We start from the raw sequence: 13919 nt of genomic DNA on the forward strand, positions 1-13919 counted from the left end.
CAACCCACCAGCCACACACGCAGCCGCCACCTCACCCTGCGAATGCCCCACCACCGCAGCAGGCTCCACCCCGAAAGACCGCCACACCGCAGCCAACGACACCATCACCGCCCACAACACCGGCTGCACCACATCCACACGGGCCCACAGCGGATCCTCCGCGTCCCGGAACACCACATCCTTCAGCGACCAGTCCACAAACGGCGCCAGCGCACGCTCACACGCCACCATCGACTCCGCGAACACCGGCGAGGCATCCCACAACTCCCTCCCCATACCGACCCACTGCGACCCCTGACCCGGGAACACGAAGACGATGCCGCTGCGGACCTCGGCGGTGCCGGCGATCACATCGGTGTTCGGCTCCTGGGCCGCCAGGGCGCGGACCCCCTCGGTCAGCGCCGCCATGTCGCCGCCCAGCACGACCGCGCGCTGCTCGAACGCCGAGCGTGTCCCTACCAGCGAGAAGCCCACGTCCCGCGGGCTCAGGTCGGGCTGCTGTGTGAGGTGGTCCAGCAGCCGTGCGGCCTGCTCGCGCAGCGCCGCCTCGTTCCGGCCGGTGACCACCCACGGTGTCACCGGCAGCTCCGCCGGGGCGTCCCCGTCCGCCTGTTCCGCCGGGGCGGCCTCGGGGGCCTGCTCCAGGATGACGTGGGCGTTCGTGCCGCTGATCCCGAAGGACGACACACCCACGCGACGCGGCTGCTCCGTCTCCGGCCACTGACGTGCCTCGGTCAGCAGCTCCACCGCACCCGCCGACCAGTCGACCTCAGGCGTCGGCTCGTCCACGTGCAGCGTCTTGGGCATGATGCCGTGCTGGAGCGCGAGGGCGGCCTTGATGACGCCGGAGATGCCGGCCGCAGCCTGGGTGTGACCGACGTTGGATTTGAGGGTGCCGAGCCAGAGAGGCCGGCCGTCGTGCCGTTCCTGGCCATAGGTGGCGAGCAGCGCCTCGGCTTCGATGGGGTCGCCGAGCGTGGTGCCGGTGCCATGCGCCTCGACCATGTCGACGTCCGCGAGGGTCAGCCCGGCATTGGCGACCGCCTGCCGGATCACCCGCTGCTGCGACGGACCGTTCGGAGCACTCAGACCGTTCGACGCACCATCCTGGTTCACGGCCGACCCGCGGATCACCGCGAGGACGGGGTTGCCGTCCCGGCGCGCGTCGGACAGGCGTTGGATCGCGAGGACGCCCGCGCCTTCGCCCCAGCCGGTGCCGTCCGCGTCCGAGGAGAACGCCTTGCAGCGGCCGTCGCCGGCCGATCCGCCGGTGGCGGAGAACTCGGTGAAAATGGTCGGCGTGATCAGGACAAGAACGCCGCCGGCCAGTGCGAGGTCGCACTCGCCGGTGCGCAGCGACTTGATCGCGAGGTGCAGGGCGACGAGGGAGGACGAGCACGCGGTGTCCACCGTGACCGCCGGCCCCTCCAGGCCCAGCACGTAGGAGATCCGGCCGGACAGGACACTGCCGGGGGCGCCGGTGAGTGCGTAGCCTCCGGCGCCCTGGGCTGAGTTCATCACGAGCGCGCCGTACTCCTGGGGGGCGCCGCCGATGAACACGCCGGTGCGGCTGCCCTTGAGCGAGGCCGGGTCGATACCGGCGCGTTCGAGGGCTTCCCAGGAGGTTTCCAGGAGCAGTCGCTGCTGGGGGTCCATCGCCATCGCCTCGCGCGGCGAGATGCGGAAGAACGCGGGGTCGAAGTTGCCCGCGTCGTGGAGGAAAGCGCCGGTACGGGCGGCGGGGACATCCCAGTCCTCCCATCCACGGTCGGTGGGGAAGTCCGACATGGCGTCACGGCCCTCGGCGATGAGCTGCCACAGGCCCTCGGTATCACGGACTCCGCCGGGATAGCGGCAGCCGATGCCCACGATGGCGAGGGGCTCCGAGGATGCCGCGCTGAGCCGCTGGTTCTGCTGGCGCAGCCGCTCGTTCTCCAGCAGTGAGGCCCGCAGCGCATCGACGATCTCCGACATGGAACTGCTCATGCTCAACTCCCACTCAGGTGTTTCGTCAATGCGCAAGGACAGGCTTGTTTGCAGGCTAGGGGGCCAGGGCGTGGATCCCGGCCCCAGTTCAGGACCGCGAACACCCCTAAGTTCGGGTGGGGTGGCGCAGGCAGGGGTGGTTCTCAGGTGAGGCCGAACTCGTCGCCGAGCAGGTTGACTAGTTCCTCGGTGCTCACCGAGTCGAGGTCGGTATCGCCGTCCGTGTCCTCACCGTCGGTGTCGTCCGCGGTCTCCTCGAGCGCTGTCAGCAGCACCCGCAGCCGGGTCGCCATCGCTCCGCGGTCGTCGGCACCGGGCGCCATCGAGCGGACCGCGGTTTCGAGTTCACGCAGGGCGAGCAGGGCCGGGTCGGTGGCGGTGGCGGTGTCCAGTTCCATGCCGGCGAGCAGGCGGGTGGCCAGGGCCCGTGGGGTGGGGTGGTCGAAGACCAGGGTCGCGGGGAGCCTGACGCCGGTGAGGGCGCTGAGGCGATTGCGGAGGTCGACGGCCATCAGGGAGTCGAAGCCGAGGGTCTTGAACGCCTTGGTGACCGGTACCGCGTCCGCCGAGGGCAGGGCGAGCACCGAGGCCACCTCGGTGCGGACGAGATTCTCCAGGGCGCCGGTCCGGTCGTCCTGCGACAGGGGGCGCAGGCGGTCGCGGAGACCGGACAGGTCGGGGGCGGGGTCGCCGGGCCGGCGTCGGGGTCGGGGCACCAGGGGGCGCAGGGCGGGGGGCAGGGACGCCCGGTCGGCGGTGGACAGGCCGCCGGGTTCGAAGCGGAAGGGCAGCAGCACCGCTTCCCCGGTGGCGTGGGCCGCGTCGAAGAGGGCCAACCCGTCGTCCGGGGTGAGCGGCTGCATGCCCGCGCGGGAGATGCGTCGCAGGTCGGCCGCGGCGAGCTGGGCGGTCATGCCGGCGCTGCTCTCCCAAGGACCCCAGGCGAGCGAGAGCGCGGGCAGGCCATCGGCCCGCCGTCGCAGGCACAGGGCGTCCAGGTAGGCGTTGGCAGCGGCGTAGGCGGACTGGCCGCCGCCGCCGAGGGCTCCGGCGAGGGAGGAGCAGACGACGAAGGCGCGCAGACCGAGGGGGGCGGTGAGGTGGTGCAGGTTCACCGCGGCGTCGATCTTGGGGCGTAGGACGCGGTCGACCTGCTCATCGGTGACCGAGCCGAGCACCCCGTCGTCGACGACGCCCGCGGCGTGCACGACGGCGGTCAAGGGGGCAGTGGACGGGATGCGGCCGAGTACTGCGGCCAGGGCCTCCCGGTCGGCGGCGTCGCAGGCGGTGATGTGGACGTCGGCTCCCGCGTCGGTGAGTTCCCGGCGCAGCTCGGCCATGCCCGGGGTGTCCTCGCCGCGGCGGCCGAGGAGCAGCAGGTGGCGTACGCCGTGTTCGCGGACGAGATGCCGGGCGAGCAGTCCGCCGATCATGCCGCCGGCTCCGGTGATCAGGGTGGTGCCGTCGGCCGGCCACGGTGCTTCCGGCGCCGGGACCTGTCCGGCCTGACGGGTGACGGCCGGTACGAGGGTCAGGGCGTCGCGGATCGCGAACTGGGCCGCGTCGGTGGCCTCGGTCCGGGCCAGGAGCTGCGACCGGGTGAGGTCGTCGAGCGTGGTGCCGGTGTCGAGGTCGACCAGGACGAACCGGTCGGGGTGTTCCAGCTGTGCGCTGCGGGCGAGGCCCCAGACCGCGGCGTGCGCCAGGTCGCGTACGCCTTCGCCCGGTTGTGCCACGACGGCGCCGCGGGTGCACAGCACCAGTCGGCTCTTGGCGAAGTGCTCGTCCTCCGCCCAGGTACGCAGAGTGTGCAGCGCCGCGTGCACGGCGTCGCGGGCTGCGCCGGCGTCGGCGCCGCCGGCGGAGGGGGCACACGGCAGGAGTACCTGGTCGGGTGCCGGGCCGCCGTCGGCGAGGTGCCGGCGCAGGGCCACGAGGTCGGCGTAGTGGTCGATGTCGGGTGTTCCGGGGGCGTCCGGGCCCACCACGGCCCAGCGGACCGTCGGGGCGCCGACGGCCCTGGGCTGTGAGGCGGGTGTCCAGTCCATACGGAACAGGGACGACGCGACCGCGGACGTGCCCAGTTGAGTGCGGGAGACGCTGCGCAGGCTCAGTCCGCCCACGGCTGCGAGTGGCCGGCCGTCGCCGTCCCAGAGGCTAACGGCCACCTCGTCGGTTCCGTTGCCGGGCGTGAGGCGGATCCGGCAGGAGGTGGCGCCGGGGCCGGGGACGGTGACGTCCCGCCAGGCGAACGGCAGAAACGGGCCGCTGCTCCGGTCGGCGCCGGGCAGGAACGCGAGGGTGTGCAGAGCGGCGTCCAGCAGTGCGGGGTGAACTCCGAAGCGCCTGGCGTCGTCGGCCGCCTGCGCGGGCAGCGCCACGTCGGCGTAGATCTCACCGTCCAGCCGCCAGACCGCGGTGAGGCCCTGGAACACCGGCCCGTAGGCGGTCCCGGCGTCGGCCAGACCGGCGTAGAACTCGTCCAGGTCGACGCGCTCGGCGCCCTGCGGCGGCCAGTGGGCCGACGGGTCGGCCGGCTGGGCCGCGGGTCCGGTGGCGAGCAGTCCCTCCGCATGCCTGGTCCATCCGGCGTCGTCGGCGGCGCGGGAGTAGACGGCGACCGGCCTGCGGTCCTCATCGGTGGCCTCGCCGACGACCACCTGCACGGTGACGCCGCCGTGTTCGGGCAGCACCAGCGGGCGGTGGACGACCAGTTCCTCCAGGTCGCCGGCGTCCAGGCGGCTGCCCGCCCAGGAGGCGAGTTCGAGGAAGCCGGTGCCGGGAAACAGGACGGCGTCCAGGACGCGGTGGTCAGCCAGCCAGGGCTGGGCGGCCAGCGAGAGCTCGCCGGTGAACAGGACGTCGCCGCCGGCTGCGCTGACCATGGCGCCGAGCAGGGGGTGCCCGGTGTCGTCGAAACCGGCCGAGGATGGGTCGCTGCGTCTGGCCGTGGACTCCGCGGGCCAGTAGGACTCCCGCTGGAAGGCGTAGGTCGGCAGGTCCACCCACCGAGCGCCGGTGCCGGCGAGGACGGCCTTCCAGTCGACGGTGACGCCGTGCACATGGGCACGGGCCAGGGCCATCAGCAGGGTGACCGGTTCCGATCCGTCACGGCGCAGCAGCGAGGTGCACACGCCGGTGGGGGCGGTGGCGAAGCAGTCCTCGGCCATCGTGGTGAGCGTGGCGTCCGGGCCCAGTTCCAGGAAGTCGGTGACGCCTGCGCCGACGAGGGTGTCGATGCCGTCTGCGAAGCGGACGGTGTGCCGGGCATGCCTTACCCAGTGGCGAGGGTCGGCGAGATCGCTCGCGCCGAGAACGGATCCGGTGAGATCGGAGACAACGGGGATCCTGGGCGCGGCGAAGGTCAGCCGGGACACCAGTTCGGCGAACTCGTCGAGCATCGGTTCCATGAGCGGCGAGTGGAAGGCGTGGCTCACGGTGAGCCGGCGGGTCCGCCGACCCCGCGCGGTGAAGTGCGCGTCGAGCGCGTCCACGGATCGAGCGGTGCCGGAGAACACCACCGAGTGGGGGCCGTTGACGGCGGCCAGGTCCACGGTGGTCGCCCTCTCGCCGAGCACCGCGCCGAGCGCCTCGGTGGCCTCCGTTTCCCCAATCTGCACGGCCAGCATGGCTCCGCCGGGCGGCAGGGCCTGCATCAGGCGCCCCCGGGCGGCCACCAGCCGGGCGGCGTCGGGCAGGTCGAGGACCCCGGCCGCATGGGCGGCGGCGATCTCGCCGACGGAGTGGCCGAGGACGTAGTCCGGCTCCACGCCCCAGGACTCCAGCAGCCGGTACAGGGCCACTTCGAGGGCGAAGAGGGCGGGCTGGGTGATGGCGGTCCGGTCGAGTTCGGCGGCCTCGGCGGTGAACACGGTGTCACGCAAGGGCCGTCCGAGCAGGGGGTCGAGATGTGCGCAGGCCTCGTCGAAGGCGTGGGCGAACGCGGGGAAGGCCGCGTACAGGTCACGCCCCATGCCGGGCCGCTGGGTGCCCTGTCCGGCGAAGAGCAGGGCGAGGCCGCCCTCTTGGGCCGTGCCGCGCAGCAGCCCGTCTAGGACGCGGCCGGCCGCGAACTCGGCGAGCCGGGCGAGCGCCTCGTCCCGGTCGGTGACCGGCAGGGCTGCTCGGTGTTCCAGTGCGGCCCGGCGGGTGGCGAGCGCGTGGCCGATGTCGGTGACAGAGCCCTCCGGCTGTTCCCGCAACCAGCTCACGAGTGTTTCGGCCTGAGCGCGTAGGCCTTGTTCGTCGTGCCCGGACAGCAGCCACGGAGTGACGGGCAGGGGTACCTGATCGACGATCGCCGACTCGGGCTCGGTGGCCTGTTCGAGGATGACGTGGGCGTTGGTGCCGCTGACGCCGAAGGAGGACACACCGGCCCGGCGGGGATGGTCCGTGGCGGGCCAGGAGCGGGTCTCGGTGAGCAGATCGACGGCGCCCGCGGACCAGTCGACGTGCGGGGTCGGCTCGTCGATGTGCAGGGTACGGGGCAGGATGCCGTGGAGCAGGGCCTGCACCGTCTTGATCACTCCGCCGATACCAGCTGCGGCCTGGCTGTGACCGATGTTGGACTTCAGGGAACCGAGCAGCACGGGGCGGTCCGGATCCCGGTCCCGTCCGTAGGTGGCGAGGACGGCCTGTGCCTCGATGGGGTCACCGAGGACGGTTCCGGTGCCGTGCGCCTCGACGGCATCGATGTCCGCAGGGGTGAGCCCGGCCCTGTCGAGTGCCTGCCTGATCACCCGTTGCTGTGACGGCCCGTTGGGCGCGGTCAGCCCGTTGGAGGCGCCATCCTGGTTGACGGCGCTGCCGCGCAGCACCGCGAGGACCGGATGCCCGTTCCGGCGGGCGTCGGAGAGACGTTCGAGGAGGACCATACCGGTGCCCTCCGCCCAGCCGGTGCCGTCGGCGGAACCGGCGAAGGCCTTGCAGCGGCCGTCGGGCGAGAGGCCGCCCTGCCTGGCGAAGTCATCGAAGAGGAACGGACTGGTCATCACGGCAACACCGCCGGCGAGGGCGAGGTCGCAGTCGCCGGCGCGCAGTGACAGGGCGGCGGTGTGCAGGGCGACCAACGAGGACGAGCAGGCCGTGTCCACGGTGACGGCGGGCCCCTCCAGGCCCAGCACGTAGGCCACGCGTCCGGACACCACACTGGTGGAGGCGCCGGTCACGCCGTATCCGGCGAGGGCCTCCGAGCCGCGGCGGAACAGACTGGTGTACCCGGAGGCGGCGGCACCGACGAAGACGCCAGTACGGCTGCCGCGCAGGGTACCCGGCGCGATACCGGCGCGTTCGAGGGCCTCCCAGGATGTCTCCAGCAGCAGCCGCTGCTGCGGGTCCATGGTCAGTGCCTCGCGGGGGGAGATGCCGAAGAACGCGGCGTCGAACTCCGCGACGCGGTCGAGAAACCCGCCCTGCTGCGGCGCGGAGCCGTCGGCGGACCGCTCGCGGCACCAGCCGCGGTCCTCCGGGAAGCCGGAGATGGCGTCGCGCTCCGCGAGGACGAAGTCCCACAGCTCCTCCGGGGTGGAGATACCGCCCGGGTAGCGGCAGGCCATGCCGACGATCACCAGGGGTTCTTCATCGGTGCGGGCGACGGCCGCGGGCGTGGCGCGGGACGGACCGGCCGGGGCGTCGGTTTCGTCCAGGCCACCGAGGAGTTCGGCGGCGAGGAAGTCGGTCAGTGCGCCGGGGGTGGGGTGGTCGAAGACCACGGTGACGGGGAGCCGGAAGCCGACGGCGCCGGTGAGCCGGTTGCGGAACTCAACGGCGGTCAGCGAGTCGAAGCCGAGTTCACGGAAGGGCTTGGCCGCGCCGACCGCGTCTGGGTCAGTGTGGCCAAGCACGGTGGCGGCATTCGAGCGGACCAACTGGAGCAGGATGCGCGTGCGTTCGGTGCCGGTGAGCGGGACCAGCCGTGCGCGCAGCGAGTCGTCCCCGGCCTCGGCGGAGCGGCGTCCGGAACGCCGGGCGGGAGCGGGTATCAGGGCTCGCATGACGGGAGGAACCCGACCGGTGGTCCCGGCGAGCGCAGCGGGGTCGAGCCTCGCGGGGACCAGTTGAGCGCGGTCGGTGCGGCAGGCCAGGTCGAATGTGGCGAGGCCCTCCTCGCTGCTCATGGGCACGATGCCGCCGCGGCTCATGCGCTGTATGTCGCGGTCGTCGAGGTTGCCGGACATCTCACTGCGCTGGTCCCAGAAACCCCAGGCGAGGGATAGCCCGGGCAGCCCCTGGGCCCGCCGGTGTGCGGCCAGGGCGTCGAGCATCACGTTGGCGGCGGCGTAGTTGCCCTGGCCGGGGGCGCCCATGGTGCCGGCCAGGGACGAGAACAGCACGAACGCGCCGAGGTCGAGGTCGCGGGTGAGTTCGTGCAGATGGACGGCACCATCGATCTTGGGGCGCAGAACGGCGCGGGTGCGCTCGGCGGTGAGGGACTCGACGAGACCGTCGTCCAGGGCCGCCGCGGTGTGCAGTACGGCGGTCAGTGGGCGCTCGGCGGGAATGCCGGCGAGCAGAGCGGCCAGCTGATCGCGGTCGGCGACGTCGCACGCGACGACGTCCACCCGGGCACCGGCCTCGGTCAGTTCCGCCGTGAGCTCCGCGACACCCGGGGCGTCGGGGCCGCGCCGGCTGGTGAGCAGCAGGCTGGTCACGTTGTGCGCGGTGACCAGGTGGCGGGCGAGCAGTGCGCCGAGCATACCGGTGCCACCGGTGATCAGGACCGTGCCGTGCGGGGAGAACGGGACGCCGGGAAGGGTGAGCACGGCCTTGCCGACGAGCGCGGCCTGGCTCAGAGCCCGGAAGGCGGCCCGGGCGTCGCGGATGTCCCAGGCGTTGACGTGCGGTGGCCGCAGGACACCGTCCTCGAACAGCCCGGTGAGGGTGACCAGCATCTCGTGGATGCGGTCGGGACCGGCTTCCGGCAGGTCGTACGCCCGGTAGACGACGCCCGGGTGGGCCGCGCCGACCTGTTCGGCATCGCGCTTGTCGGTCTTGCCCATCTCCAGGAAGTACCCGCCGCGGGGCAGCAGTCTGAGGCCCGCGTCGACGAATTCACCTGCCAGACAGTCGAGTACGACGTCCATGCCCCGGCCGTCGGTGGAGTGCAGGAACCACTGCTCGAAGTCGAGGGTCCGCGAGTTGGCGATGTGCGCGCCGTCCAGGCCCTGGGCGCGCAGGGCGTCCCACTTACCGGGGCTGGCCGTCGCGTAGACCTCGGCTCCGAGGTGGCGGGCCAGTTGGACGGCAGCGCTGCCGACGCCGCCGGCTCCGGCGTGGATGAGCACGCTCTGCCCGGCGCGCAGGCCGCCGAGGTCGACAAGTCCGTAGTAGGCCGTCATATGGGTGACGGCGACGGAGGCGGCCTCCTCGAAGGTCCAGCCATCGGGTATCCGGTGGACGGTGCGTTCGTCGGCGACGGTCACCGGGCCGAAGACCTCGGTGGCCAGGCCGAACACCTGGTCGCCGACCCGGTGGTAGGTGACCTCAGCGCCGACGGCGGTGATCACACCGGCGACCTCGCCGCCCAGGCCGGTCAGCCCGGGCACCAGGTCGAGGGCGACGACCACGTCCTTGAAGTTGATGCCGGCGGCGCGGACGGCGATCCGTACCTGCCGGGGTCCGAGGGGGGCGAGAAGCTCCGGGCAGGGGGCCGCGGCCAGCCCCTCGATCGTGCCGGGCCGGGTGTTCTCCAGCCGCCAGGCGCTCTCGCCGGCGGGGGGCAGGATGGTCGTGCCCGGGTCCCACCGGGTCAGGCTCGGCCCGCGCAGTGCTCCGTCGCGCAGCGCGAGTTGCTCCTCCTCCGAGGCGAGCGCCGTGCCGAGCGCCGCGGTGGAGGAGTCGGCGGTGTCGAGGTCGATGAGGCCGAAGCGCCCAGGATGCTCGTTCTGCGCCGAGCGCATCAGGCCCCAGACGCCGGCGGCGGCGAGGTCGGTGACGTCCTCCCTGGGGGCGGTCGCCACCGCGCCCCGGGTGAGCACGACGAGCCGGGTGTCGTCGAGCCGGCCGTCGGCGATCCAGGACTGCAGCACGGCGACGGTGTCGATCACCGGATCGCCGATCCGCTCGGCGGAGCCGTCGCCGGCGACGGGCAGCAGTGCGGTGACGGGGCCGCCCGCGGCGGCCAGCTCGGCGAGTCGCTCGACGTCGGCCACACGCGCGGTGCCTGGCAGGGCGGCGGCGACGCCCAGCGGGTCGGTGCCCAGCAGGACGCAGCGGGGCGCGGATGTCTCCTCCCCGGCCCGGACGGTCTTCCAGTCGAGCCGGTAGAGCGTGTCGGTGCGTACGGTGTCCGGCGCGGCCCCGGTCATCCGGCGCACGACCAGGGAGTCGACCGATACGACGGGGTCACCGGCCTCGTCCGCCAGTGCCACCGTGAAGTCGCTCTCGCCGCGCCGGGCGAGCCGTACCCGCAGCCGTGCGCAGCCGGTGGCGTGCAGCCGAACCCCGGTCCAGGAGAACGGCATGCCGACCCCGCCGCCGTCATCGCCGTCCCAGGTGAAGATGGCGTGCAGGGCGGCGTCGAAGAGGGCGGGGTGCAGGCCGTAGCGTTCCGCCGCTGACGTCTGGTCGGCGGGCAGCGCCACCTCGGCGTAGACGTCGCCGTCGAGGTGCCAGGCCCGGCTCAGACCGCGGAACCCGGGCCCGTACTGGTAGCCGGCCGCGGCCATGCCGTCGTAGAGACCGGAGATGTCCACGGGCTCGGCGCCCTCGGGGGGCCAGACGCCGCTGAGCCCGTCGGTATCCTCCGCGTCCACGGTGTCCTCGGGGACGAGGACACCGGAGGCGTGCCGGGTCCAGACCATGTCGGCGCCGGCGTCGTCAGGGCGGGAGTACACGCCGAGCGCGCGTGCTCCGGTGTCATCGGCCGCCTCGACGTTCACCTGGACGACGAGCGCGCCGGTGCGGGGCACGACGAGCGGGGTGTGCAGGGTCAGTTCCTCGATCCGGCCGCAGCCGACCTGGTCTCCGGCAAGCACCGCCAGCTCCACGAAGCCGGTGCCGGGGAAGATCACCTGGTCGGCCACGCCGTGATCGGCCAGCCAGCCGTGAGTGTGCAAGGAGAGCCGTCCGGTCAGCACGGCCCCGTCGCCGTCGGCCATCCGGACCAGGGCACCGAGCAGCGGGTGGTCTACCGGCGACAGGCCGACCGAGCCCACATCACCGGTGCGATCGGCGGTCTCGGCCCAGTACCGGGTGCGCTGGAAGGCATAGGTGGGCAGGTCCACGGTGCGGGCGCCGGTGCCGGCGAACACCGTGGGCCAGTCGACGCGGACGCCGCCCAGGTGGGCCTTGGTCAGGGAGGTCAGCATCCGGCCGGGGCCGCCCTCGTCCCGCCGCAGGGACTCCACTACGGCGCCCGGCGCCCCTGTGGCATCGACCGTCTGCTCGACGGCCATGGCCAGCACCGGATGCGCGCTGGACTCGACGAAAGCGTGGTGTCCCTCGGCGAGCAGGGTGCGGACGACGGGTTCGAAGAGCACCGGCGCCCGTGTGTTGTCGTACCAGTAGCCGGCGTCCATGGTGGCGGTGTCCAGCAGGCCCCCGGTCACCGTCGAGTACAGCGGCACGGTGCCGGTGCGCGGCCGGACCGGGGCCAGCAGTTCCAGCAGCCGCTCGCGCAGCGGGTCGACGAGGGCGCAGTGCGTCGGCACGGTGGCGGCCACGGTCCTGGCGCGGATGTCGTCGCGGGCGCACTCCTCGACGAACTCGGCGAGCGCGGCGTCGTCCCCGGCCACCGCGACGAGGCGGGGCCCGTTCACGCCGGCGACGGACAGCCGGCCGTCCCAGCGCCGCAGCCGCTCGCGCACCTGGTCGGCGGGGAGCGCCACCGACGCGACGGCGCCCTTGCCGACCAGGGTCTCGGCCAGCAAGCGGCTGCGCAGGCAGATCACACGGGCTGCGTCCTCGAGGGTCAGCCCGCCCGCGACGTGGGCGGCGGCGATCTCGCCCTGGGAGCTGCCGACCACGGCGTCGGGCTGGATGCCGAAGGACCGCCACAGCTCGGCCAGCGACACCATGACGGTGAACAGCACGGGCTGGACGACCTCGATGCGGTCCATGGACGCGGCGCCGGGCTCGTCGCGCAGCACGTCCAGGACCTTGAAGTCCACGAACTCCTCGATGGCCGCGGCGCACTCGGCCGCCTTGGCCGCGAACACCGGCGAGGTGTCGAGGAGTTCCCGGGCCATGCCGGTCCACTGCGCGCCCTGGCCGGGGAAGACGAACACGGCCTTGCCCTCGGCGGCGGTTCCGCGCAGTACCCCGTTGGTGGGGCGGTCGTCGGCGAGGGCCTCCAGCGCGTTCAGGAATCCATCCCGGTCGGCGGCCAGGACGGCGGCCCGGTACTCAAGACCGGTCCGGGTGGTGGCGAGCGAGAGTGCCACGTCGGTGTCGGCCGGTTCGGGATGGGCCAGCAGGTGCGTGTGCAGGGCGCGGGCCTGGCCGCGCAGGGCGTGTTCGCTGCGCGCGGACAGCACCCACGGCAGCAGCGGCCAGGGGGTTCCCTCGGGTGATGGGTCCGCCTCGTCGCCGGTCTCCGGACCACTGTCCTGCGGAGCCTCTTCGAGGATGACATGCGCGTTGGTGCCGCTGATACCGAAGGAGGAGACGGCGGCCCGGCGGCGCGTGCCGGAGGCGGGCCAGTCGCGCGCCCGGTTGAGCAGTTCCACGGCGCCGGAGGACCAGTCGACGTTCGGGGTGGGTTCCTCGGCATGCAGCGTCCTGGGCATGACGCCGTGCCGCAGAGCCTGCACCATCTTGATCACGCCGGCCACCCCGGCCGCGGCTCCGCTGTGCCCGATGTTGGACTTCAGCGAGCCCAGCCACAGCGGCCGGTCGGCCGGCCTGGCCTGGCCGTAGGTGGACAGCAGCGCATCCGCCTCGATCGGGTCGCCGAGACTGGTCCCGGTGCCGTGCGCCTCGACGATGTCCACGTCGGCGGGTGTGAGGCCCGCGTTGGCCAGCGCCTGGCGGATGACTCGCTGCTGCGAGGGGCCGTTGGGCGCGGTCAGCCCGTTGGACGCGCCGTCCTGGTTGACGGCGCTGCCCCGCAGAACCGCGAGGACCCGGTGGCCGAGCCGGCGGGCGTCGGACAGCCGCTCGACGGCGAGGACACCGACTCCCTCGCTCCATCCGGCACCGTCGGCCGCCGCCGAGAACGCCTTGGAGCGGCCGTCGGGTGCCAGTGCGCGCTGACCGGACAGGGCCAGGTGGACGGCGGAGGTGGACAACGTCGTCGCCCCGCCCGCCAGCGCGAGGTCGCACTCGCCGTTGCGCAGCGCCTGCACGGCGAGGTGCAGGGCCACCAGTGAGGAGGAGCAGGCGGTGTCGACGGTGACGGCGGGGCCCTCCAGGCCCAGGACGTACGAGATGCGGCCGGACAGGACGCTGTTGGAGGTGCCGGTGGCGGCGTAGCCGTCCAGCCCGCCCGGTGCGGCGGCCAGCAGAGTGCCGTAGTCCTGCTGGCTGAGGCCGGCGAACACTCCGGTACGGCTGCCGCGTAACGCGTGGATGTCGAGACCGGCCTGTTCCAGCGCTTCCCAGGAGGTCTCGAGGAGCAGGCGCTGCTGAGGGTCCATGGCCTGCGCCTCACGCGGGGAGATGCCGAAGAAGGCCGCGTCGAACGAGGCGATGTCGTCGATGAACCCGCCACCATCCGCGTAGCAGGTGCCGGGGTTGCCGGGGTCGGGGTGGTAGAAGCCGTCCAGGTCCCAGCCCCGGTCGGTGGGGTAGGGGCCGATCGCGTCGGTCTCCTCGATCACGAGCCGCCAAAGGTCCTCGGGGGTGCTCGCCCCGCCGGGATAGCGGCAGGCCATTCCGATGATCGCGACCGGCTCGGTGCTCCGTGCCTCCACGTCGGCCAGGCGCCGACGCGTACGGTGCAGTTCGGCGCCGGCCCGCTTGAGGTAGTCGCGCAGCTGCTGCTCGTTGGCCAT

General features: G+C 73.0%; 2 protein-coding genes. Both read right to left on the reverse strand.

The window, feature by feature from the left end; all coding sequences use genetic code 11:
• Nucleotides 1-1986, reverse strand: a 1986-nt coding sequence (locus tag ACH4U7_RS49720; protein WP_398534372.1) for a type I polyketide synthase, incomplete at its 3' end; no start/stop codon positions are given.
• 143 nt (nucleotides 1987-2129) lie between these two features.
• Nucleotides 2130-13919, reverse strand: coding sequence for an SDR family NAD(P)-dependent oxidoreductase (locus ACH4U7_RS49725; RefSeq protein WP_398534373.1), 11790 nt, complete (start codon nucleotides 13917-13919; stop codon nucleotides 2130-2132).

This window comes from Streptomyces sp. NPDC020845 (genome assembly GCF_044334165.1).
GTDB lineage: Bacteria > Actinomycetota > Actinomycetes > Streptomycetales > Streptomycetaceae > Streptomyces.